This is a genomic window from Citrobacter sp. Cpo037, assembly GCF_030332945.1.
Lineage (GTDB): Bacteria > Pseudomonadota > Gammaproteobacteria > Enterobacterales > Enterobacteriaceae > Citrobacter > Citrobacter portucalensis.
Genome location: NZ_JAOWGW010000076.1, coordinates 124610 through 150080, shown reverse-complemented (window position 1 = coordinate 150080; position 25471 = coordinate 124610). Strand labels below are relative to the sequence as shown.

Genomic DNA, 25471 nt, shown 5'->3' with positions numbered 1-25471 from the left:
TTCTTTAAGGTAAGGAGGTGATCCAACCGCAGGTTCCCCTACGGTTACCTTGTTACGACTTCACCCCAGTCATGAATCACAAAGTGGTAAGCGCCCTCCCGAAGGTTAAGCTACCTACTTCTTTTGCAACCCACTCCCATGGTGTGACGGGCGGTGTGTACAAGGCCCGGGAACGTATTCACCGTGGCATTCTGATCCACGATTACTAGCGATTCCGACTTCATGGAGTCGAGTTGCAGACTCCAATCCGGACTACGACATACTTTATGAGGTCCGCTTGCTCTCGCGAGGTCGCTTCTCTTTGTATATGCCATTGTAGCACGTGTGTAGCCCTACTCGTAAGGGCCATGATGACTTGACGTCATCCCCACCTTCCTCCAGTTTATCACTGGCAGTCTCCTTTGAGTTCCCGGCCTAACCGCTGGCAACAAAGGATAAGGGTTGCGCTCGTTGCGGGACTTAACCCAACATTTCACAACACGAGCTGACGACAGCCATGCAGCACCTGTCTCAGAGTTCCCGAAGGCACCAAAGCATCTCTGCTAAGTTCTCTGGATGTCAAGAGTAGGTAAGGTTCTTCGCGTTGCATCGAATTAAACCACATGCTCCACCGCTTGTGCGGGCCCCCGTCAATTCATTTGAGTTTTAACCTTGCGGCCGTACTCCCCAGGCGGTCGACTTAACGCGTTAGCTCCGGAAGCCACGCCTCAAGGGCACAACCTCCAAGTCGACATCGTTTACGGCGTGGACTACCAGGGTATCTAATCCTGTTTGCTCCCCACGCTTTCGCACCTGAGCGTCAGTCTTTGTCCAGGGGGCCGCCTTCGCCACCGGTATTCCTCCAGATCTCTACGCATTTCACCGCTACACCTGGAATTCTACCCCCCTCTACAAGACTCTAGCCTGCCAGTTTCGGATGCAGTTCCCAGGTTGAGCCCGGGGATTTCACATCCGACTTGACAGACCGCCTGCGTGCGCTTTACGCCCAGTAATTCCGATTAACGCTTGCACCCTCCGTATTACCGCGGCTGCTGGCACGGAGTTAGCCGGTGCTTCTTCTGCGAGTAACGTCAATTGCTGCGGTTATTAACCACAACACCTTCCTCCTCGCTGAAAGTACTTTACAACCCGAAGGCCTTCTTCATACACGCGGCATGGCTGCATCAGGCTTGCGCCCATTGTGCAATATTCCCCACTGCTGCCTCCCGTAGGAGTCTGGACCGTGTCTCAGTTCCAGTGTGGCTGGTCATCCTCTCAGACCAGCTAGGGATCGTCGCCTAGGTGAGCCGTTACCCCACCTACTAGCTAATCCCATCTGGGCACATCCGATGGCAAGAGGCCCGAAGGTCCCCCTCTTTGGTCTTGCGACGTTATGCGGTATTAGCTACCGTTTCCAGTAGTTATCCCCCTCCATCGGGCAGTTTCCCAGACATTACTCACCCGTCCGCCACTCGTCACCCAAGGAGCAAGCTCCTCTGTGCTACCGTTCGACTTGCATGTGTTAGGCCTGCCGCCAGCGTTCAATCTGAGCCATGATCAAACTCTTCAATTTAAAAGTTTGATGCTCAATGAATTAAACTTCGTAATGAATTACGTGTTCACTCGTTGAGACTTGGTATTCATTTTTCGTCTTGCGACGTTAAGAATCCGTATCTTCGAGTGCCCACACAGATTGTCTGATAAATTGTTAAAGAGCAGTTGCGACGCGCTTTAGCGCTCTGTCGCGAGGTGGCGTATATTACGCTTTCCTCTTTCAGAGTCAACCCTCATTTTCAGGTTTTTCTCTTCAACCGAACCGGCTGTTTGTGTGAAGTGATTCACATCCGCCGTGTCGATGGAGGCGCATTATAGGGAGTTTCCTGCGGCCCGCAACCCTTAAATGACAGAAAAATGACTGACTGCTGCATTCCACAGCAAAACCCCGCCTTATACCCATTTACGCACAGAGTTATCCACAATCGTAAGGAAATTATCTGTAAGCGTCCCTAAAAAGGGAGAGAATCGGTATGAAAACCTCTATATAGAAAGAAATTCACTCTACGCTATATAAAGAAGAAGGACTGACAACTTAAGCGCCATAATCCCTACCACCTTTGAATTACGCCCCCCATCAGGCAATAATACCCGTACAAACCGTGATTCCAGGACCGTGATGAGATACTCCCTGCAACGTACTGCTATACGTAAACGCCCGATGAAGCTTGGCACCACCGTGATCCTCATGGTTAGTGCAGTACTCTTCTCCGTGCTGCTTGTCGTTCATCTGATTTATTTCTCGCAGATCAGCAACATGACGCGCGATGCATTAGCGAGTAAAGCGCTTGCGGTCGCGCGAACGCTAGCCAACTCTCCGGAGATCCGCCAGGGACTAATGAAAAAGCCCGAGGAAAGCGGCATTCAGGCGATTGCCCAGGCGGTGAATAAGAGCAACGACTTTTTGTTCATCGTCGTCACTGATATGCAAAGCATTCGTTACTCCCATCCCGAAGCGCAGAGAATCGGTCAGCCATTTAAAGGCGATGACATATTGCTGGCCCTGCAGGGTAAAGAGAATGTCGCCATTAATCGCGGATTCCTGGCTAAAGCTCTACGTGTATTTACTCCTATCTATGACGAACATCACCGGCAGATTGGCGTCGTGTCGATCGGCCTTGAGCTAAGCCGGGTGACTGAGCAGATCAATAACAGCCGCGGCAGCATCATCTGGTCCATCTTATTTGGCGTGCTGGTTGGACTGCTCGGTACATGGGTATTTGTCAAAGTTCTCAAGCGCATTCTGTTTGGTCTGGAGCCTTATGAAATCTCCAATCTGTTCGAACAACGCCAGGCGATGCTGCACTCTATAAAGGAAGGTGTCATTGCCGTTGACGAATGCGGTGAGGTGACGCTGATTAACCAAGCGGCGCAGGAGCTGCTGGATTATCACAAATCACAAGATGATGCCCAGCTCTCCACACTCAGCCATGCGTGGTCACAGGTGGTCGATTTTTCACAGGTACTACATGACGGAACGCCGCGCCGCGATGAAGAGATCATGGTGAAGGATCGGCTACTCTTAATTAACACGGTCCCGGTACTCAGCAACGGTAAAATCATCGGTGCCATTTCAACCTTCAGAGATAAGACTGAAGTCCGAAAACTAATGCAACGTCTGGATGGTATGGTCAACTATGCCGACGCACTTCGTGAACGATCCCACGAATTCATGAATAAATTGCACGTGATTCTGGGATTATTGCATCTGAAAAGTTATAAGCAGCTTGAAAATTACATCCTGAAGACAGCAAACAATTATCAGGAAGAAATTGGCTCGCTGTTAGGAAAAATAAAATCACCGGTGATCGCAGGATTTTTACTCAGTAAGATTAATCGCACATCTGATTTAGGCCATAGTCTGGTCATTAGCAATGAAAGCCAGTTACCGGAAAATAGCAACGAAGATCAGGTGGCGGTGCTGATTACCGTTCTGGGGAATCTGATTGAAAACGCCCTGGAAGCGCTAGGTCAAGAACCTGGTGGTGAGATCAGCGTATCCTTGCATTATCGACACGGCTGGTTGCATTGCGAAGTGAATGACGATGGTCCGGGGATTGCCCCCGAAAACATTGAGCACATCTTTGAGAAGGGCGTTTCGTCAAAAGGAACCGAACGGGGCGTAGGTTTAGCGCTTGTTAAACAACAGGTTGAAAACGTTGGCGGCATTATATCCGTCGAGTCTGAACCTGGGATCTTCACCCAATTTTTTGTACAGTTACCGTGGAATGGTGAGAGGGCCAGCAGATGATCAATGTCTTAATTGTCGATGACGATGCAATGGTAGCGGAATTAAACCGCCGTTATGTCGCGCAACTCTCCGGTTTTCACTGCTGCGGCACAGCCTCCACGCTGGAGAAAGCAAAAGAGATAATCTTTCATAGCGGTCATCATATTGATCTGATTTTGCTAGATATTTATATGCAAAAAGAAAACGGTCTGGACCTGCTACCGGTTCTGCACAGCGAAGGTTGCAAGTGTGATGTCATCGTCATCTCTTCCGCCGCTGATGCCACCACCATCAAAGATTCACTTCACTACGGTGTTGTTGACTACCTGATCAAACCTTTCCAGGCTTCCCGGTTTGAAGAGGCGCTCACCGGCTGGCTACAGAAAAAAACTGAGATGGAAAAGCATCAGTACTATGAACAGTCTGAGCTTGACCAGTTGATTCACGGCAGCTCTTCCAATGAACAGGAAGCACGGCGCTTACCCAAAGGCTTAACGCCGCAAACGTTACGCACGTTATGCCAGTGGATTGATGAGCACCAGGATCAGGAGTTCTCCACGGATGAGCTGGCTAACGAGGTCAATATCTCACGCGTCTCTTGCCGTAAATACCTTATCTGGCTCGTCAATTGTCACATCTTATTTACCAGCATCCATTATGGCGTGACCGGCAGACCTGTTTATCGTTATCGCGTGCAGGCTGAACACTACTCATTGCTTAAACAATATTGCCAATAAATACACTTGGGATTATTTGTTATTTGAAAGTAACAATTATTAAAATAATGAAAAATCCCAATTTCACCAGCTGGAACTGTAAAATTATAAATTTGCGTTAGATCAAATATATTTGTATCCGACATGTTAAATGCATTATTTTAATATTGACAAACATCACACTGTTTTTAATTTCAAAATCGCTAACAAAAGTTAATTAAGTATTATCTAACTCGCAGAGTGTGTATTTTTACCCATAAAGGATTAGTCTGAAATTAACCAGACATACAAAATCTAGACTGGTAGCAATGGAGACCATGCTACGTACCATGGACACCGTACATTTTTGTGAGCAAATAAAAGTATCCGCACGCCGACCTCATCACATTATGAGATGGCGTGACTGTGATCACATAAATAATCTACTCACCCATTCTGTCGGTGGTTCACGTAATAGCGGAAAACGCAAAACAGATAAATTACAGCGTCAACCGCAGCTTTCCATGTTCAGCTCTGCTTCCCATCGCCTGAGGATTCTCTCCTCTGATCAAAGCCACAGAAAAAACCAAATATCGCCATAACTTTAAAAAAACATTCTAGCAAGACATTTGAACATTAATCGCAAATACGGATATATCGAATACTGACCATTTTTTGATGCTTATTCTGGCAAAAAAGAATGTGGCACAGATCCATTTTTCAAAAATTGACTGGGTTTTTCGCGAGGGTAAATAAAATGTTATTTAGTATACAACTTCTCATAATATTAATATGTTTGTTTTATGGTGCCAGAAAGGGCGGTATCGCGCTGGGTTTATTAGGCGGTATCGGCCTGGTCATTCTGGTTTTCGTTTTCCATCTCCAGCCGGGTAAACCACCTGTAGATGTAATGCTGGTTATTATTGCCGTGGTGGCCGCATCGGCAACCTTGCAAGCCTCCGGCGGCCTTGACGTTATGCTGCAAATCGCTGAAAAGCTGCTGCGCCGTAACCCAAAATACGTTTCCATCGTCGCACCTTTCGTTACCTGCACCCTGACGATTCTCTGCGGTACAGGGCACGTGGTATACACCATCCTGCCAATCATTTATGACGTTGCCATTAAGAACAATATTCGCCCGGAACGTCCGATGGCGGCGAGTTCTATCGGCGCGCAGATGGGGATTATCGCCAGCCCGGTTTCTGTAGCCGTTGTGTCACTGGTGGCAATGCTGGGTAACGTAACGTTTGAAGGCAAGCATCTCGAATTCCTCGACCTGCTCAGCATCACCATCCCGTCTACCCTGTTGGGTATCCTGGCGATCGGTATCTTCAGCTGGTTCCGTGGTAAGGATCTGGATAAAGATGAAGAGTTCCAGAAGTTCATTTCCGTACCTGAAAACCACAACTATGTGTATGGCGATACCGCCACGCTGTTAGACAAAAAGCTGCCGAAAAGCAACTGGCTGGCCATGTGGATCTTCCTGGCCGCTATCGCCGTTGTTGCCGTGCTTGGCGCGTTCTCTGAGCTGCGTCCTACCTTTAGCGGCAAACCGCTGTCAATGGTGCTGGTTATCCAGATGTTCATGCTGCTGACCGGTGCGCTGATTATTATCCTGACGAAGACCAATCCCGCTTCAATATCTAAAAACGAAGTCTTCCGTTCCGGTATGATCGCGATTGTGGCGGTGTACGGTATTGCCTGGATGGCCGAAACAATGTTCGGCGCGCACATGACAGAAATCGAAGGTGTGCTGGGCAATATGGTGAAAGAGTATCCGTGGGCCTATGCAATTGTTCTGCTGCTGGTATCCAAATTTGTAAACTCCCAGGCAGCGGCGCTGGCAGCGATTGTTCCGGTCGCGCTGGCAATCGGGGTTGATCCCGCGTACATCGTGGCTTCTGCTCCGGCATGTTACGGTTACTACATTCTGCCGACCTACCCGAGCGATCTGGCTGCTATCCAGTTTGACCGTTCCGGCACCACCCACATCGGCCGCTTCGTTATCAACCACAGCTTCATTCTGCCTGGCTTGATCGGCGTAAGCGTATCCTGTGTCTTTGGTTGGATCTTCGCCGCAATGTACGGTTTCCTGTAATCACAGTTCGCGTGCCGTCCACGTTGGTACGGCACGCCACCATGAAGACACAGAGAATTTTAAAATTCCTGAGAAAAATGAAAAGGCTGGAAGCAAATGTCAAAAGTTGAATTCACTTACCAGGCGGCTTTCCCACTGGGGGAAGACAAAACTGAGTACTACCTGCTGACATCCGAACACGTCAGCGTCGGCGAGTTTGAAGGCGAAACAATCCTGAAAGTAGCCCCTGAAGCACTTACGCTACTGGCCCAGCAAGCCTTCCACGATGCCTCCTTCATGCTCCGCCCAGAACACCAACAGCAAGTCGCCTCAATTCTCCATGATCCCGAAGCCAGCGAAAACGATAAGTACGTGGCACTGCAGTTCCTGAGAAACTCCGAAATCGCCGCCAAAGGCGTGTTGCCAACCTGCCAGGACACCGGTACGGCAATCATCATGGGTAAAAAAGGTCAGCGTGTTTGGACCGGCGGCGGCGATGAAGCGGCGCTCTCCAAAGGCGTATTTAATACCTATATCGAAGATAACCTGCGCTACTCGCAAAACGCGGCGCTGGATATGTACAAAGAAGTGAATACCGGCACCAACCTGCCCGCACAGATCGATCTGTACAGCGTGGACGGTGACGAATACAAATTCCTGTGCGTGGCCAAAGGCGGCGGCTCAGCCAACAAAACCTATCTGTATCAGGAAACCAAAGCGCTGCTGACTCCCGGCAAACTGAAAAACTTCCTGGTTGAGAAAATGCGTACGCTGGGTACCGCAGCTTGCCCGCCGTACCACATCGCATTCGTCATTGGCGGCACGTCAGCGGAAAGCACCCTTAAAACGGTGAAGCTGGCCAGCACACACTACTATGACGCGCTGCCGACTGAAGGCAATGCTCACGGCCAGGCGTTCCGCGATCTGCAACTGGAACAGGAACTACTGGAAGAAGCGCAAAAACTCGGCCTTGGCGCTCAGTTTGGCGGAAAATACTTCGCACACGATATCCGCGTGATCCGCCTGCCTCGCCACGGCGCGTCCTGCCCGGTTGGTATGGGCGTTTCTTGCTCCGCAGACCGTAACATCAAGGCCAAGATCAACCGCGAAGGGATCTGGGTTGAAAAACTGGAACATAACCCAGGTCAGTACATTCCAGAATCTCTGCGCCAGGCGGGCGAAGGCGAAGTGGTTAAAGTTGACCTTAACCGCCCAATGAAAGAGATCCTCGCCCAGCTCTCTCAGTACCCGGTTTCTACTCGTCTGTCACTGAGCGGTACTATCATTGTTGGTCGTGACATTGCCCACGCGAAGTTAAAAGAACGTATTGAGTCCGGCGAAGGTCTGCCGCAGTACGTGAAAGATCATCCGATCTACTACGCGGGTCCGGCCAAAACGCCTGCAGGCTACCCGTCCGGTTCTTTAGGTCCAACCACCGCGGGTCGTATGGACTCCTACGTTGACCTGTTGCAGTCTCACGGCGGCAGCATGATCATGCTGGCAAAAGGTAACCGTAGCCAGCAGGTGACTGACGCCTGCCACAAACACGGAGGGTTCTACTTGGGCAGCATCGGTGGACCGGCAGCGGTACTGGCGCAGCAGAGCATTAAGCATCTGGAATGCGTGGAATACCCGGAGCTGGGAATGGAAGCTATCTGGAAAATCGAAGTAGAAGATTTCCCGGCTTTCATCCTGGTCGATGACAAAGGCAACGATTTCTTCCAGCAAATCGTCAGCAAACAATGCGCTAACTGCGCGAAGTAACCCATTCGGCCCGGCACTGGACTGGCACTAAATTTTTGGCGTCAGTCCAGCGATCCCCCCGGGCCAACTTTATCCCCCCCATTTACTGGTATTGAATTTTTGCCGTTCACAGGGAATAGTGACCTTTTCCATTACGTGTGAATTCGCAATGCTCCGCACTCTGAACCCCACAATCTTGCGCACTGGCGCATTGATCCTGGCGCTGATTCTTATCTACACCGGTATCTCTGCCTCTGAGAAAATCACCTGGCTGATGGAAGTCACGCCAGTCATTATTGTCGTCCCGCTGTTGCTGGCTACCATGAAGCAGTACCCATTGACGCCGCTGCTTTATACGTTGATTTTCTTGCACGCCATCATTCTGATGGTAGGTGGGATGTATACCTACGCCAAAGTTCCCATTGGTTTTCAGGTTCAGGAATGGCTGGATCTCAGCCGTAACCCCTATGACAAGCTGGGCCATTTCTTCCAGGGGCTGGTACCAGCCCTGACGGCAAGAGAGATTTTAGTGCGCGGCAATATTGTCCGTGGTCGTAAGATGCTGTCATTTCTGGTCTGCTGCGTAGCGCTGGCGATTAGCGCAATGTATGAACTGATCGAATGGTGGGCGGCGCTGGCAATGGGACAAGGTGCGGATGACTTCCTTGGCACGCAGGGTGACCCGTGGGATACCCAGTCGGACATGTTCTGCGCCCTGCTCGGTGCGTTAACAACGGTCCTCGCGTTGGCGGGCTGGCACAATCGGCAGTTGAAAACGGCCGGAGAGCGCTAACGCTTCTCCGGCAATCTACGCTACCTACTACGATACTTGATAACCAGAATCGGCAAGGCGAACAACAGTGTCAGAAAGTTCGCCATGCTGACGGCAGTATCTTCAATCAATAATCCGTAAATCAGCCACAAAACCAGCCCGCACACAAACATCACATACATCAAACCGGAGATACCTTGCGTATTGCGGGTGGTAATAACCTTAATGGCTTGCGGCAAGAAAGAGAGCGTCGTCAGGCTGGCCGCCAAATATCCAATCAACGATTGCCATTCCATCGCTATGCCTTCACATCGCCTGGAGCCACTACCGCAATAGCCGGGATATCCGGTTGCTCATGGTGCTGCGGCACCTTGCGATACTTATCCAGTAAATGGATCTGGATCCTGCGCAGGGTGTCGCCATTCAGTCGATAAAAGCGGAAATACAGGACTAAGGTCACAACGAAAAAGAGTGCGGGTAGCGCTATCATAATAAACTGCATGCCAACGATGGTTTCGGCAGACTGCGCGACATTTGGCGCGTAATTAATCACCCCGAGTATCAATGCGATAAAGAAAGCGGCAAATGCTGACCCGCCTTTTACCACCATTGTCTGTACCGAATAAGCGATACTTTCACAACGAACATTAAGTTTGTATTCACCGTAATCAACGGTATCCGCCACCATAATGACCTGCAACACCCAGAAAAGCGCAGATCCAATATTTAGTAAAACACCAGCAATAACAATCAGTAAGATATTATGGAAATCTGCCAGCGCCATCACCAGTAGTACGCTACAGCTAAGCACCGGCAGCACCGATGCCCCAGCCCACAAGATCCGTCGTGACAACGCGCTTACCAACCGAGGAAAGAAAATCAGCGTCAGCAGGTTTGCCGCACCTGCGTAAGACATGTAGTACGGGAAGAGACTTGCATCGCCAATCACGTAGGTAAAATAGTAAATGGCAAAGCCAGCAATGATATTGGATGCAATATTGTAAGCCAGTGCCATACCTAACAGGCAGGTTAGCTGGTCATTTTTATAAATGAGCCCAACGATCGCTTTCAACCCAAGACGACTGCTGTCTGCCGTGGCCTCACTGTCTGACGAAAAAACCTCATGCACATTCCGTAGCGTCACAACGGTGGAAACGATAAAGAACGCGATGAGAATGAGCGTAAACATCTGAAAACCAAAACCACGATCGGCTCCGCCAACATAGCTCACAAAAGGTAGCGTCACGCCTGCGGTAACAAACCCGGCAAGGCTGGCGAAGAAACGCGGATACGGCACCAGTTGTTCACGCTCGCGTTTATCCAGTGTAATGGTTGGCACCAGTGACCAGAATGGAATATCCATAATGGTGTAGGTCATTCCCCATAATATATACGTCACGCAAACAAATACGACCTGCGCAGTACCCTCAAAAAGATGTGCGCTAAAAAGCAAAAACAGCACCAATGAGTTCGCCAGCGTACCGAGCAAGATCCAGGGTTTAAATTTTCCCCAGCGCGATCGGGTGGCGTTCACAATCCAGCCCATGATGGGATCGTTTACCGCATCCCAGATCCTTGCCGCCAGGAACAACGTTCCGACCAGCCCCACCGATAATCCCACCACGTCGGTGTAGTAATACATCAGGTACATGTACACAATTCCGATGGCGAAATCCTTACCAAACGCTCCAAATCCATAACTGAGTTTTGTTGTCAGAGATATGCTCATAGGGTATCGGGTCGTTGTTACCAGCGCCCGCCTTCTGTAAGAGGAAACGTCAGAGGTTAAACGCCGGATACAATGCCCGGCGTGATTGTGTATTAACGGTGCAGCCAGGCCGGCAGCCAGTCGCCGTGAGACGCGATCAGGTCGTCCACCAGCGCATAAATCTCTTCAATCCCCAGTACAGCGGCGGTATGCGGATCCATCATCGCCGCGTGATAAACGCGATCGCGATTCTCCATCAGGATGGCTTCCGTTAGCAGGGTCTGAACATTGATATTGGTTTGCATCATGGCCGCCAAATGTGACGGGAGAGTCCCGACTTTCGTTGGCTGAATACCATTCGCATCGACCAGACAAGCGACTTCAACGCAGCAGCCTTGCGGCAGGTTATCGATCAGATTGTCATTGCGAACGTTGCCATACACGACGCTCGGTTCACCGGTCCAGATAGCGTTCATGATAGTGCTGGCATATTCGCGCGACGGTTTAATGTCGATCCGCTCAGCCGTTTTGTACTCTTCCAGCTCTTTTTTCCAGTTCGCCAACTGTTCCACACAACGTTTCGGATATTCATCCAATGGCACCTTATAGCGCTCAATCAGATCTTCACGCCCCGGTTTGATAAACCACGGCGTATATTCAGCGAAGTGCTCCGACGATTCGGTGACGAAATACCCCAGTTTTTTGAACATTTCATAACGCACAATGTTCTGGCAACGGGTATTTCCGTGAATATTTGGTTTCGGCGCCTGACCGGATTCATAGGCCGCCAGCAGCTCCGGGTAGAGATTCACATAGGCACCGTCCGCCGTTTTGCGCTCCAGCTCCAGATAAAACGCCATATGGTTGATCCCGGCACTGCGATAGCGCAAAGAAGCAGGGTCGATGTTCAGATCGCGGGCCAACTCCTCCGCCGTCCCCTGCACCGAATGACACAACCCAACCTGCTTAATATGCGGATAACGTGCATACATTGCCCAGGTGTTCATTGCCATCGGGTTAACGTAGTTAAGCATCGTGGCCTGCGGACAGACTTCGGTCATATCCTCACAAATCTGCCATAAATGCGGGATGGTACGCAGCGCGCGCATGATGCCGCCCGGCCCCAGCGTGTCGGCAATCGTCTGCTCCAGACCATGGCGTTTACACACCGTAAAATCGGTGACGGTACAAGGTTCATAGCCGCCAATCTGGAAAGCGACCACTACAAAATCAGCATCCTGTAATGCTGCTTTTTGATCGGTATAGCAGGTGATTCGTCCAGACGCGCCCGCAGAATCCATCAACTTGCGCACAACAACGTGTGATTCTTCCAGACGCGTAGTATCGAGATCCATCAAGGCGATATGCGCAGATTTAAGCGCATCGCGGTGAAAGACATCCCCAAGAATATTTTTGACGAAAATCGTGGAACCGGCGCCGATAAAGGTAATTTTGGGTGCAGACATCATGACTCTCCAGAACATTAGTGAACACAGTCATGGTGGCACAGCGCATAGATGAAAACCTCCGACTTCCCTGCCGAGCATTCCCATAAACTCAGATCATCACTCTGCGCCCTATTGGATCTGAGTTTATGGGACAAAATTACCCAAAAAGCAGAGTATGCGGCCGCAAAATGTCGCTATGCTCAATGGTAACGGTCCAATTTGTGTCCTGATTCTCAGCCTTAATACGTGTTAAATGACATGATTCTGATAATTCAGGAAATGGAGCAACCATGAGTACATTACCGACATCGCCTCTCCCTCCCGATCCGCACATGTGCAGTAGCGATGAAGAACAAACCCGCAGCCCGCTATCGCTGTACTCAGAATATCAACGGATGGATATCGAGTTGCGCTCACCGCATGCTATGCCTGCCAGCCACTGGCATGGGCAGGTGGAGATCAATGTTCCGTTTGATGGTGACGTCGAGTACCTTATCAACAATGAAGTCGTGCAGATAAAACAGGGACACATCACGCTATTCTGGGCCTGTACACCGCATCAACTCACGCGTCCGGGCAGCTGCCAAAGTATGGCTATCTTCAATTTACCGATGCACCTTTTCCTCTCCTGGCCGCTGGATCGCGAGCTGATCAACCATGTTACCCATGGAATGGTCATCAAATCGCTGGCGTCGCAGCAGTTGAGCACCTTTGAGGTTCAGCGCTGGCAACAGGAACTGAGCAACCCGAACGAACAAATTCGCCAGCTCGCCATTGATGAAATTGGTCTGATGCTCAAACGGTTTAGCCTTTCCGGTTGGCAGCCTATCCTGGTCAATAAAACCTCGCGGACCCACAAAAACAGCGTGTCCCGGCACGCCCAGTTTTACGTCAGCCAAATGCTGAGCTTTATTGCCGACAACTACGATCAGGCGCTCACCATCAACGACGTCGCGGAACACGTGAAGCTCAACGCCAACTACGCGATGGGGATTTTCCAACGCGTAATGCAACTCACCCTGAAGCAGTACATTACGGCAATGCGGATCAATCACGTCCGCGCATTGCTCAGCGATACCGATAAAACCATTCTCGACGTTGCGTTGACCGCCGGATTCCGATCCAGCAGCCGTTTTTATGACACCTTCAGCAAGTTTGTCGGCATGTCGCCGCAGCAGTACCGCAAACTAAGCCAGCAGCATCGGCAAACAATCGCAGGTTGATATCATTCGGCAATATCAGTATCAGCCAAAAAAATATTCCCCCTGTCGATAAACGGCGGTGAAAAACCGCCAACAAGCAAACATAACACACTGTTTAAAAACAAATTAAACACAAATCAGGCTACTTTTCACCCGCTTTACAGCCCATTTTGACAGGATAATACTTGCCTGCGTCACATTCATACGGTGTGTCTGCAATTCATAGATTGCAACCTTTCCACAACCGGGTAAAAGATGATGAAAGTATTAATTGTTGAAAGTGAGTTTCTGCATCAGGACACCTGGGTCGGTAGCGCTGTCGAACGTCTGGCTGACGCATTAAGCCGCCAAAATGTTACCGTCATTAAGTCCACCTCATTCGACGATGGTTATGCAATCCTCGCCGCCAATGAAGCCATTGATTGTCTGATGTTCAGCTATCAAATGGAACAACAAGACGAGCACCTGAACGTCAGGCAATTGATCGGCAAGCTCCACGAGCGCCAGCAAAACGTTCCCGTTTTCCTGCTGGGCGATCGCGAAAAAGCCACCGCATCGCTGGATCGCGACCTGCTGGAGCTTGTCGATGAATTTGCCTGGATTCTGGAAGACACCGCAGACTTTATCGCCGGGCGCGCCGTTGCGGCAATGACCCGCTACCGCCAACAGCTTCTGCCACCGCTGTTCAGCGCGCTGATGAAGTACGGCGACATCCATGAATACTCCTGGGCAGCACCGGGTCACCAGGGCGGCGTCGGATTCACCAAAACGCCGGCCGGTCGTTTCTACCATGATTACTATGGTGAAAACTTATTCCGTAGCGACATGGGTATTGAACGTGCATCGCTCGGCTCGCTGCTGGATCATACCGGCGCGTTTGGCGAGAGCGAAAAATATGCCGCCCGCGTGTTTGGCGCTGACCGCTCCTGGTCTGTAGTGGTCGGGACTTCCGGCTCTAACCGCACCATCATGCAAGCTTGTATGACCGACAACGACGTCGTAGTGCTGGATCGTAACTGCCATAAATCCATCGAGCAGGGGCTTATCCTCACCGGGGCAAAACCGGTGTATATGGTGCCAAGCCGCAACCGGTACGGCATTATCGGGCCTATCTACCCGCAGGAAATGCAGCCTGAAACATTGCAGAAAAAGATCAGCGAAAGCCCGCTGACCAAAGGTAAAGCCGGGCAAAAACCGTCTTATAGCGTTGTGACCAACTGTACCTACGACGGTGTTTGCTACAACGCCAAAGAGGCCCAGGACCTGCTCGCGCAAACCAGCGATCGCATCCACTTCGATGAGGCCTGGTACGGCTATGCTCGCTTCAACCCAATTTATGCCGATCACTACGCCATGCGTGGCGCGCCGGGCGATCATAACGGTCCTACCGTTTTTGCCACCCACTCGACCCACAAACTGCTGAATGCGCTTTCTCAGGCATCTTACATTCACGTTCGTGAAGGCCGTGGGGCCGTGAACTTCTCCCGCTTTAACCAGGCGTACATGATGCACGCCACTACCTCTCCGCTGTATGCCATCTGCGCCTCAAACGACGTGGCGGTTTCCATGATGGACGGTAACAGCGGCCTGTCGCTCACCCAGGAAGTGATCGACGAAGCGGTCGATTTCCGCCAGGCCATGGCACGGTTGTACAAAGAATTCACCGCCGAAGGCGACTGGTTCTTCAAACCGTGGAACAAAGAGATTGTGACCGATCCGCAGACCGGCAAAACCTATGACTTTGCCGATGCGCCAACCCAACTCCTGACCACCGACCAGAACTGCTGGGTTATGCGCCCGGGTGAATCCTGGCACGGATTTAAAGACCTGCCGGATAACTGGAGCATGCTGGACCCGATCAAAGTCAGCATTCTGGCACCGGGGATGGGCGACGATGGCGAACTGGAAGAGAACGGCGTACCGGCCGCACTGGTCACCGCCTGGCTTGGCCGTCACGGCATCGTGCCGACCCGTACCACCGATTTCCAGATTATGTTCCTGTTCTCCATGGGTATTACCCGCGGGAAATGGGGCACACTGATCAACACGTTGTGCTCTTTCAAACACCATTACGATGCCAATACCCCGCTGGCACAGGTGATGCCAGAACTGGTTGAGGAACATCCAGACACTTACGCCAACATGGGCATTCACGATCTGGGCGACACCATGTTCGCCTGGCTGAAAGAGAACAACCCTGGCGCACGTCTTAACGCGGCCTACTCCGGCCTGCCTGTTGCTGAAATCACCCCGCGTGAAGCCTATAACGCGATAGTCAGCGATAACGTTGAGATGGTGGCCATTGAAAATCTGCCGGGTCGTATAGCCGCGAATTCCGTTATTCCTTACCCACCAGGAATTCCGATGCTGCTGTCCGGGGAAAACTTTGGCGACGCCAATAGCCCGCAGATTAGTTATCTACGTTCGTTGCAGTCCTGGGACCACCACTTCCCTGGATTTGAACATGAAACCGAAGGAACGGAAATTATTGACGGTGTGTACCACGTTATGTGCGTGAAAGCATAATGTCGTTTTATAGATAGTCCGATGTTTAAGGTAGACATGTCATGCTTGAGTAATTCCTGAGTATTGCTGCAAAACAATAACATTGTCATACCTTTTTGCGCGGGACCACCCCGCGCTTTTTTTATACGCAAATAGCGCCTTTCCACTTGCGTACAAAAATGTGTACATAAGAAAAATCCCGCCAAACATTGTAATTAATTTCAGACACGTTATTTTATTGCAGTCCTGGTTTCATCATACAATTTCAATTTAGCCGATTTGGCTCATCCGATGTTGAGCTACGGTGTTTTATGTTCATATTCCTGGAGTTGGGTATGAGGCTTTGCAGCAAAGAAGCTTGTGTTGTTGTATTAACGGAGAAGGATGTTTGGTTAAGGATTAACGGTAAAGAAGCCATCAGTTTAAAAGCTAATCATATGGCACTGGTGGCATGCGATAATAATATTATCGATTTCTCATCACTTAATAACGCATTGGTCGTACATATCAGCCGCGATATCATTAAAGATTATCTGCGCTTTTTAAATAAAGACCTTTCACAGATCCCACTCTGGCAACGCAGTGCCAGCCCAGTGATGACCGCCGCGTGTCTGACGCCGGATGTCTTCAGGGTGGCTGCCCAACATAGCGTAATGGACACAGTGAACGAAGCTGAAAGAGAGCGTACACGCTCGCTACTGTTCACGGTGTTATCACGCTTTCTCGACAGCAAAAAGTTTATTTCTTTGCTCATGTATATGCTACGCAACTGTATCAGCGATAGCGTTTATCACATTATTGAGAGCGATATACATAAAGACTGGAATTTAAGCATGGTTGCCAGTTGCTTATGCCTGAGTCCCAGTTTGTTAAAGAAAAAGCTCAAAAGTGAAAATACAAGTTACAGCCAAATAATTACCACATGTCGCATGCGATATGCCGTCAATCAATTACTGATGGACGGCAAAAACATTTCTCAGGTCTCTCAACTGTGTGGATATAACAGTACCTCATACTTTATCTCCGTATTCAAAGAGTTCTATGGGATGACGCCTCTGCATTATGTTAGCCAACACAGGGAGCCATCCGCCGCCTGATTTTTAATCAGTTAGCGATAAGCCATAATAATATCAGCATTAGCGATACCCCAGCTCCGTCATCATTAAACAGACTTTTGACGAGGTATGATAAGGCGTCATTTATCCTTATCAGGAGTTAAAAAATATGTCGACGGATGCTGATGCTCACAAAGTGGGCTTAATCCCCGTCACCCTTATGGTGTCGGGGAATATTATGGGTTCCGGTGTATTCCTGCTACCCGCAAACCTTGCGTCAACTGGCGGGATTGCAATCTACGGATGGTTGGTCACGATTATCGGTGCTCTGGCACTGTCGATGGTGTACGCCAAAATGTCGTCCTTAGACTCCAGTCCCGGCGGTTCTTATGCTTACGCCCGCCGTTGCTTCGGTCCTTTTTTGGGCTACCAGACCAACGTGCTGTACTGGCTGGCCTGCTGGATTGGTAACATCGCCATGGTGGTCATTGGCGTCGGTTACCTGAGCTACTTCTTCCCCATCTTAAAAGATCCGCTGGTCCTGACGCTGACCTGCGTCGTAGTGCTGTGGATCTTCGTATTACTGAACATTGTCGGACCGAAAATGATCACCCGCGTGCAGGCCGTCGCAACGGTACTGGCACTGGTGCCAATTGTCGGGATTGCCGTCTTCGGTTGGTTCTGGTTCCGCGGTGAAACCTATATGGCGGCCTGGAACGTCAGCGGCATGAACACCTTCGGCGCGATTCAAAGCACTCTGAACGTCACCTTGTGGTCATTTATCGGGGTGGAAAGCGCCTCCGTTGCGGCTGGCGTGGTTAAAAATCCCAAACGTAACGTACCTATCGCCACCATGGGCGGCGTGCTGATTGCCGCTGTTTGCTACGTGCTCTCCACCACCGCAATCATGGGTATGATCCCTAATGCGGCGCTGCGTGTATCAGCCTCTCCGTTCGGTGATGCCGCACGTATGGCGCTGGGTGACACCGCTGGGGCGATTGTTTCCTTCTGTGCTGCTGCCGGGTGTCTTGGTTCTCTGGGCGGCTGGACGCTGCTTGCCGGGCAAACCGCCAAAGCCGCAGCCGATGACGGCCTGTTCCCACCGATTTTTGCCCGCGTGAACAAAGCCGGTACGCCAGTGGCCGGGTTAATTATTGTCGGCATCCTGATGACCATCTTCCAGTTCAGCAGTATGTCGCCGAACGCAGCGAAAGAGTTTGGTCTGGTCTCTTCGGTTTCCGTTATTTTCACCCTGGTGCCGTATCTGTACACCTGCGCCGCGCTACTGCTGCTCGGCCATGGCCACTTTGGTAAAGCACGCCCGATGTACTTACTGGTGACCTTTATCGCCTTTGTCTACTGCATCTGGGCGGTTGTCGGTTCCGGCGCCAAAGAAGTGATGTGGTCGTTCGTCACGCTGATGATCATCACCGCGCTGTACGCACTGAACTACAACCGGATCCATAAAAACCCGTATCCACTGGATGCCCCGGTAAACAATAACTAACTTAAGCAATCGTCATTGCCCGATGGCGTCAGTTCATCGGGCCTACGCTGCCTCGCTGATATTCGAAAAATCAACATTAAGAACTTAAGGTTGGCTTAATTTTACTTTGAGAGGATTTGCGCCACATAGTCGATGGAACCCCCTTAATGTTAAAGCTCTTGTTTAAAAGGCCCACTCTCGGGCTAATCAGCTGGCTCCTGCTGATCTCATTTTATCTTGCGACCTTCCTGAACATTGCGTTCTATAAACAAGTGCTGCAAGACCTGCCTCTGGACTCTGTGCGTAACGTGCTGGTGTTTTTATCAATGCCGGTGGTCGCGTTCAGCGTCATGAACATCGTGCTGACGCTGGCCTCATTCCTGTGGCTTAATCGCCTTGTGGCGTGCATTTTCATTCTGGTTGGTGCATCGGCCCAATATTTCATCATGACCTACGGCATCATCATCGACCGCTCGATGATCGCCAATATGATGGATACTACGCCCGCTGAAACCTTCGCCCTCATGACGCCACGAATGGTGCTTACACTTGGGATCAGCGGTATTCTGGCCGCGCTCATTGCCTGCTGGGTAAAAATCAAACCGATCACGCCAGTCATGCGCAGCATACTGTTTCGTGGCGCGAACATTCTGATCTCCGCGCTGCTGATCGTGCTGGTCGCTGCGTTCTTCTATAAAGATTACGCCTCACTGTTTCGCAACAACAAAGAACTGGTGAAATCCCTCAGTCCATCCAACAGCATTGTGGCGACGTCATCCTGGTATTCACACCAGCGACTGGCCCACCTGCCGCTGGTGCGCATTGGCGAGGATGCACATCGCAATCCATTGATGGTAAAAGAAAAGCGTAAAAACCTGACGATTGTGGTTCTCGGCGAGACCTCGCGCGGCGATAACTTCTCGCTGTCAGGCTACTCGCGCCAGACCAACCCGCTGCTGGAAAAAGATGATGTGGTCTATTTCCCCCGCACCACATCCTGCGGAACGGCAACGGCAGTATCAGTACCCTGCATGTTCTCGGACATGCCACGCGCGCACTACGACGAAGAACTGGCACAGCATCAGGAAGGCGTACTCGACATCATTCAGCGGGCGGGAATTAACGTTCTGTGGAACGATAACGACGGCGGCTGCAAAGGGGCTTGCGACCGGGTTCCACACCAGAATATGACTAAGCTGAACCTGCCAGGGCAGTGTATTGACGGTGAATGCTACGATGAAGTCCTGTTCCACGGGCTGGAAGAGTACATTAATAACCTGCAAGGCGACGGCGTGATTGTGCTGCATACCATCGGCAGCCACGGTCCGACCTATTACAACCGCTATCCTGCGCAGTTTAAGAAATTTACGCCAACCTGCGATACCAACGAAATCCAGACCTGTTCGCAGCAACAGTTGGTCAATACTTACGACAACACCATTCTTTACGTTGACTATATTGTTGATAAAGCAATCAATATACTGAAAGAACACCAGGATAATTTCACCACCAGCCTGGTCTATCTTTCCGATCACGGCGAATCCTTAGGGGAAAATGGCGTCTATTTGCACGGCCTGCCGTATTCGATTGCACCAGATACGCAAAAACATGTGCCGATGCTGCTGTGGCTCTCCGAGGATTATCAGCAACGCTATCAGGTCTCTCAGACATGTTTGCAAAAACGGGCAAGCTCAGAAGACTTCTCGCAGGATAATCTCTTCTCAACTCTGCTGGGATTAACGGGCGTGCAAACACAGAAATATCAGGCGGCAGATGATATTCTGCAACCCTGCCGGGGAGGCTAAACGAATGAAAATTCTGATTGTTGAAGACGATACGTTGTTATTACAGGGACTGATACTCGCCGCGCAAACAGAAGGCTATGCCTGCGACGGCGTATCAACGGCCCGTGCAGCGGAGCAATGTCTGGAAACCGGACATTACAGTCTGGTTGTTCTGGACCTGGGTTTACCGGATGAAGACGGCCTGCATTTCCTGAACCGGATCAGGCAGAAAAAATACACCGTGCCGGTGCTTATTCTCACCGCCCGTGACACGCTCAAAGATCGGGTCAGCGGGTTGGACGTGGGCGCCGATGACTATCTGGTCAAACCGTTCGCACTGGAAGAACTGCACGCCCGCATCCGGGCACTTCTGCGTCGCCACAACAATCAGGGTGAAAGTGAATTAATTGTCAGCAATCTGACGCTGAATATCGGTCGTCGCCAGGTGTGGATGGACGGACAAGAGGTTATCTTGACGCCGAAAGAATACGCACTCCTGTCACGCCTGATGCTCAAAGCGGGCAGCCCGGTACACCGGGAAATTTTGTATAACGACATCTACAGCTGGGATAACGAACCGTCGACCAATACGCTGGAAGTGCATATTCACAATCTGCGCGATAAAGTCGGTAAATCACGCATCCGCACGGTCAGGGGATTTGGCTATATGCTGGTCGCCACTGAGGAAAGCTAAGTGAAACCGCTGCAATATCTAAAACAACCGCTCCCGCTTCGTCATCGCCTGATGTTGACGATTGGTCTTATTCTGCTGGTCTTTCAGTTGATTAGTACCTTCTGGTTGTGGCACGAAAGTACCGAACAAATACAGTTATTCGAACAGGCGCTACGCGAAAATCGTAATAACGATCGCCACATCATGCATGAGATCCGCGAGGCTATCGCCAGCCTGATCGTCCCCGGCATCTTTATGGTCAGCCTGACGTTGCTGATTTGCTATCAGGCGGTGCGACGAATAACCCGCCCGTTGGCAGATCTGCAAAAAGAGTTAGAAGCGCGAGCAGCCGATAACCTGGCCCCAATTGAAATTCACAGCTCAACCGTTGAGATTCAGGCCGTTGTCTCAGCGCTCAACGAGCTAGTGACACGGCTGACCAGCACTATTGAAAACGAACGCTTATTTACCGCCGATGTCGCCCACGAACTGCGTACACCGCTGTCAGGCGTTCGCCTGCATCTGGAATTATTATCCAAAACCCATAAGGTCGACGTTACGCCGTTAATTGCCCGCCTTGACCAGATGATGGACAGCGTATCGCAACTGCTGCAACTCGCCCGCGTCGGACAGTCGTTTTCAGCCGGGAGTTACCAGAATGTCAAACTGCTGGAGGACGTTATTCTGCCCTCCTACGATGAACTCAACACCATGCTGGACCAACGTAAACAGACGCTGCTCCTGCCACAAAGCGCGGCGGACGTTGTCGTGCGTGGCGATGCTACGCTGTTGCGGATGCTGCTACGAAATCTGGTGGAAAACGCGCATCGTTACAGCCCGGAAGGCACCCATATTACGATTATCCTGAACACCGAGCATGATGCCGTCCTGGCCGTCGAAGATGAAGGGCCGGGCATTGATGAAAGTAAATGCGGGGAGTTAAGTAAAGCATTCGTCCGAATGGACAGCCGTTTTGGTGGGATTGGGCTGGGGCTGAGCATTGTCAGTCGTATCACCCAGTTACATCAAGGGCATTTCTATCTGCAAAATCGCCAGGGAGCCAGCGGCACTCGCGCATGGGTGGAATTGGCGAAAGATCAGTAAGAGCTCACCCACACATACAAAAAGCTGCTAACAATCAGCACACTGCATACGGTGGTCAAACTTTCATAAATACGGGTTTTCATGACACTCTCCTCCGAAACTATGGAGGAGAGTTTGCCTGACACAGATTAAGCCAACCTTAAGTTGATATCATAAGACACCTTATCCGGCCTACTGAGTACAACGCTGCCCGTCGGCCTGATAAACGTAGTGCCGTCAGGCAATAACACCGTTACTCTTCAATACGCGGATGCTGCTGCACCAGACGCGTGCGCTTAACCTGTAGCTCAGCAATTTCCTGATCGATATCTTCGATTTTCTGTTCAATGTTATCGTAGTGTTCGCCGAGGATCTCTTTCGCTTCCTGAATATCCGAAGCAGCAGGTGTCGCGCCTTTCAGCGGCTGATTAGCCGTCTCTTTCATGGTCACGCCGGTAATCAAACCTACTACCGCAATCACCATCAGATAATAAGCAGGCATCATCAGATTCTGCGAGCTTTCCACCAGCCATGCGGCCAATGTCGGAGTCAGACCGGCGATTAATACCGAGATATTAAACGCGGCGGCCAGCGCACTGTAGCGAATATGCGTCGGGAACATCGCTGGTAACGTTGACGCCATCACCCCGGTAAAGCAGTTGAGGATCACCGCCAACATCAGCAACCCGGCGAAAATCAGGCCGATGACGTTACTGTTAATCAGAATAAATGCCGGAATCGCCAGCACAAACAGCGCAATACTGCCCATGATCACAAACGGACGACGCCCGAAACGGTCGCTGAGCAACCCCATAATCGGCTGCACAAACAGCATACCAATCATGATGGCGATAATAATCAACACGCCGTGGTCTTCAGAGTAATGCAGGTTATGCGACAGATAGCTCGGCATATAGGTGAGCAGCATGTAGTAGGTGACGTTGGTGGCAATCACCAGACCAACACATGCCAACAGGCTGCGCCAGTGCTTAGTTGCAATCTCTTTAAACGAGACCTTAGGACCTTCCTGCAGACCCTGACGATCGCCCTGCTCCAGTTTATCCACGTGCTGCTGGAACGCCGGCGTCTCTTCCAGCGCATGGCGCAGGTACAGACCAATCAGCCCTAACGGTAGCGCCAGGAAGAACGGAATACGCCAGCCCCACTCAAGGAAGTTATCCTCGCCGACGATAGTTGAGATCAGAACCACCACGCCCGCGCCCAGCACAAACCCGGCAATCGAGCCGAAGTCCAGCCAACTGCCCATAAATCCGCGCTTACGGTCTGGCGAGTACTCTGCGACAAAAATCGATGCCCCGGTATACTCTCCGCCGACCGAGAACCCCTGCGCCATCTTACACAGCAACAGCAGAATCGGTGCCCAGATACCAATTGAGGCATACGAGGGAATAAGACCGATACAGAAGGTACTGATCGACATAATCACAATGGTGATAGCGAGTATCTTCTGGCGACCATATTTATCGCCAAGCATACCGAAGAACAATCCGCCAAGCGGTCGAATCAGAAAGGGAACAGAGAAGGTGGCGAGTGCGGCAACCATCTGCACGCTGGGGTCAGCCCCCGGGAAGAACACTTTACCTAATGCGTAAGCAACAAATCCATAAACACCAAAATCGAACCACTCCATCGCATTACCTAACGACGCTGCGGTAATGGCTTTTCGCAATTTACCGTCATCAATGATGGTAACGTCGCGCAGCGTTATTGGTTTTATTTTTTTCCTTTTTAGCATACTCGTCCTCATAGACTTAGCCCTGTCACGCTCCAGTTCGAGTCCCCCAACGCCCATGCGTCAGGGTCATCACCGAGCGGGGAACGCACAGGCGCATTCCCTGTAACAAGCGTAGCAGGTTTACTTACACTGACGAGAAACGCACAGTACAACCGAACCTGTTGACGCCTGATTGGGCGGTTAATGACCTCTTTACCCTAACAGCGTTTAAATTTGTGATCAACTTCACATATAGTTTTTCATTTCGTCAACATGCGTAAATTAGGTCATTCTTAGTCAGCTTTTTTACATGTAATGCTTGCGATTTAATGACAATTAAATACAAAAATAAATCGCTTTATTGCACCAACAATCACAGCAGTCACTATTATTCTGCTAGCAAAAAAAACCACCTAATCCCTTCACAAAAAGATCACAGCTTTTTTAATAATCAGAGCGACCGAGAACTTTTGCTCGGAATATGTGATGAAGATAACTAAAACATCGTTTTATTTTGATTGAATCAATGTTCCCATGAATGCAAACTAATTCCAGACGCAATATCCCTGGGAGCAGCAACACGCTCAACGTATGCCGCGTTAGATTTTATAAAACAAAGAGATAGCGATTTTCTTTGTTAAGAGACACCAGTAACCATTTGAATTTATTAATTTTTACCCTCTTGCGCGAGTTTTAGCAGCGACAAGACATGAGGACGTTTATGAAAATTAAAGCCACGATTGAACGCATCCCCGGCGGAATGATGTTGATTCCTCTGTTATTAGGCGCAGTGTTAAATACGTTAGCCCCGGATACCGGTGCGTATTTCGGTTCGTTTACCAAAGGAATGATCAGCGGAACGGTACCGATTCTGGCAGTGTGGTTTTTTTGTATCGGCGCATCTATTGATTTACGGGCGACCGGTACGGTATTACGCAAGTCCGGTACGCTGGTAATAACCAAAATAGCCGTGGCGTGGGTAGTGGCAATGATTGCTGCTTCATTTATTCCTGATACCGGTATTCAAACCGGGTTCTTTGCAGGCCTCTCAGTTTTGGCAATTGTCTCCGCAATGGACATGACCAACGGTGGTTTGTACGCCAGCCTGATGAACCAGTACGGCACCAAAGAAGAGTCCGGCGCATTTGTGTTGATGTCTCTGGAATCCGGTCCGTTAATGACCATGGTGATCCTCGGCTCCGCGGGTCTGGCCTCCTTCGAGCCACACCATTTCATCGGCGCGGTATTACCGTTCCTGATTGGTTTTACGTTAGGCAACCTGGATCACGACCTGCGTTCTTTCTTCAGCAAAGCCACACCGGTGCTGATCCCGTTCTTCGGCTTCGCGTTGGGTAACACTATTAACCTGAGCGTGATCGTTGATACCGGTCTGCTGGGTATCCTGCTGGGCGTCGCGGTTATCGTCATCACCGGTATCCCGCTGATTATTGCTGACCGTGTTATTGGTGGCGGGAACGGTACGGCAGGCGTCGCAGCCTCCTCAGCAGCAGGTGCTGCGGTAGCAAACCCGGTGATTATCGCCCAGATTAACCCGGCGTTCGAACCGGTTGCCGCATCCGCTACGGCGCTGGTTGCCGCCAGCGTAATTGTCACCGCCATTCTGGTGCCGATTATCACCGCGCTGTACGCCAAACGTTTTAATAAAAACCTGGTCGCCAACGAAGCAGTGGCCACCCCGGCAGACTCTCTGCACCACTAAACCTGCCTTTATCCTACTCACC

General features: G+C 50.6%; 18 protein-coding genes and 1 rRNA gene. 13 read left to right on the top strand and 6 right to left on the bottom strand.

Annotation, left to right across the window (positions count from 1 at the left end; genetic code table 11):
* Positions 1–10 precede the first annotated feature (10 nt).
* A 16S ribosomal RNA gene (locus OGX94_RS20530) occupies positions 11–1552 on the bottom strand.
* 600 nt (positions 1553–2152) lie between these two features.
* Between OGX94_RS20530 and OGX94_RS20525 the strand changes: the two genes are divergently transcribed.
* From OGX94_RS20525 to OGX94_RS20505, 5 genes are all read left to right on the top strand, one after another.
* A complete protein-coding gene (locus tag OGX94_RS20525; RefSeq protein WP_149335883.1) occupies positions 2153–3784 on the top strand; it encodes a sensor histidine kinase in 1632 nt (543 codons plus the stop codon).
* A complete protein-coding gene (dcuR, locus tag OGX94_RS20520; RefSeq protein WP_063941258.1) occupies positions 3781–4500 on the top strand; it encodes a two-component system response regulator DcuR in 720 nt (239 codons plus the stop codon). The genes OGX94_RS20525 and dcuR overlap by 4 nt, the downstream gene beginning before the upstream one ends.
* Before the next feature lie 715 nt (positions 4501–5215).
* A complete protein-coding gene (gene dcuB, locus OGX94_RS20515; protein WP_003031873.1) occupies positions 5216–6556 on the top strand; it encodes an anaerobic C4-dicarboxylate transporter DcuB in 1341 nt (446 codons plus the stop codon).
* 96 nt (positions 6557–6652) lie between these two features.
* Positions 6653–8299 carry a class I fumarate hydratase FumA gene (gene fumA, locus OGX94_RS20510; RefSeq protein ID WP_286569858.1) on the top strand — a complete coding sequence of 549 codons (1647 nt, stop codon included), beginning with the start codon at positions 6653–6655 and terminating at the stop codon, positions 8297–8299.
* A gap of 148 nt (positions 8300–8447) precedes the next feature.
* Positions 8448–9071, top strand: coding sequence for a DUF2238 domain-containing protein (locus OGX94_RS20505; RefSeq protein WP_032934135.1), 624 nt, complete (start codon positions 8448–8450; stop codon positions 9069–9071).
* 20 nt (positions 9072–9091) lie between these two features.
* Here the strand turns inward: OGX94_RS20505 and OGX94_RS20500 are convergent, their stop codons facing one another.
* From OGX94_RS20500 to melA, 3 genes are all read right to left on the bottom strand, one after another.
* Positions 9092–9346 carry a SemiSWEET transporter gene (locus OGX94_RS20500; protein ID WP_003826761.1) on the bottom strand — a complete coding sequence of 85 codons (255 nt, stop codon included), beginning with the start codon at positions 9344–9346 and terminating at the stop codon, positions 9092–9094.
* A 2-nt stretch (positions 9347–9348) separates the two neighbouring features.
* Positions 9349–10779: a melibiose:sodium transporter MelB gene (gene melB / locus OGX94_RS20495; protein ID WP_032934134.1), complete on the bottom strand. Its 1431-nt coding sequence runs from the start codon at positions 10777–10779 to the stop codon at positions 9349–9351.
* 92 nt (positions 10780–10871) lie between these two features.
* Positions 10872–12227 carry an alpha-galactosidase gene (gene melA, locus OGX94_RS20490; RefSeq protein WP_257662319.1) on the bottom strand — a complete coding sequence of 452 codons (1356 nt, stop codon included), beginning with the start codon at positions 12225–12227 and terminating at the stop codon, positions 10872–10874.
* Positions 12228–12496: 269 nt separating this feature from the next.
* Between melA and melR the strand changes: the two genes are divergently transcribed.
* The 7 genes from melR to pmrB all read left to right on the top strand — a co-directional run bounded on the left by melR (position 12497) and on the right by pmrB (position 22015).
* Positions 12497–13429 carry a transcriptional regulator MelR gene (gene melR / locus OGX94_RS20485; RefSeq protein WP_003826756.1) on the top strand — a complete coding sequence of 311 codons (933 nt, stop codon included), beginning with the start codon at positions 12497–12499 and terminating at the stop codon, positions 13427–13429.
* 237 nt (positions 13430–13666) lie between these two features.
* On the top strand, positions 13667–15934 hold the full coding sequence (gene adiA, locus OGX94_RS20480; protein WP_003826754.1) for an arginine decarboxylase: 2268 nt from the start codon (positions 13667–13669) through the stop codon (positions 15932–15934).
* Positions 15935–16248: 314 nt separating this feature from the next.
* Positions 16249–17010 carry an AraC family transcriptional regulator gene (locus OGX94_RS20475; protein ID WP_008786968.1) on the top strand — a complete coding sequence of 254 codons (762 nt, stop codon included), beginning with the start codon at positions 16249–16251 and terminating at the stop codon, positions 17008–17010.
* 127 nt (positions 17011–17137) lie between these two features.
* A complete protein-coding gene (gene adiC / locus OGX94_RS20470) occupies positions 17138–18475 on the top strand; it encodes an arginine/agmatine antiporter (protein WP_003031853.1) in 1338 nt (445 codons plus the stop codon).
* A 146-nt stretch (positions 18476–18621) separates the two neighbouring features.
* Positions 18622–20259, top strand: a complete 1638-nt coding sequence (gene eptA, locus OGX94_RS20465; protein ID WP_003826749.1) for a phosphoethanolamine transferase EptA — start codon at positions 18622–18624, stop codon at positions 20257–20259.
* Between the two features lie 4 nt (positions 20260–20263).
* Positions 20264–20932: a two-component system response regulator PmrA gene (gene pmrA / locus OGX94_RS20460; protein WP_003826748.1), complete on the top strand. Its 669-nt coding sequence runs from the start codon at positions 20264–20266 to the stop codon at positions 20930–20932.
* 9 nt (positions 20933–20941) lie between these two features.
* Positions 20942–22015, top strand: coding sequence for a two-component system sensor histidine kinase PmrB (gene pmrB, locus OGX94_RS20455; protein WP_122973900.1), 1074 nt, complete (start codon positions 20942–20944; stop codon positions 22013–22015).
* On the opposite strand, the gene pmrR is transcribed toward pmrB, so the two are convergent.
* On the bottom strand, positions 22009–22098 hold the full coding sequence (pmrR, locus tag OGX94_RS20450) for an LpxT activity modulator PmrR (protein ID WP_003826741.1): 90 nt from the start codon (positions 22096–22098) through the stop codon (positions 22009–22011). The genes pmrB and pmrR overlap by 7 nt on opposite strands.
* A 149-nt stretch (positions 22099–22247) precedes the next feature.
* Positions 22248–23750: a glycine betaine/L-proline transporter ProP gene (gene proP, locus OGX94_RS20445; protein ID WP_003826737.1), complete on the bottom strand. Its 1503-nt coding sequence runs from the start codon at positions 23748–23750 to the stop codon at positions 22248–22250.
* A 700-nt stretch (positions 23751–24450) separates the two neighbouring features.
* Here proP and kdgT point away from each other — a divergent pair.
* A complete protein-coding gene (kdgT, locus tag OGX94_RS20440) occupies positions 24451–25449 on the top strand; it encodes a 2-keto-3-deoxygluconate transporter (RefSeq protein WP_003826735.1) in 999 nt (332 codons plus the stop codon).
* The last annotated feature ends 22 nt before the right edge of the window (positions 25450–25471 follow it).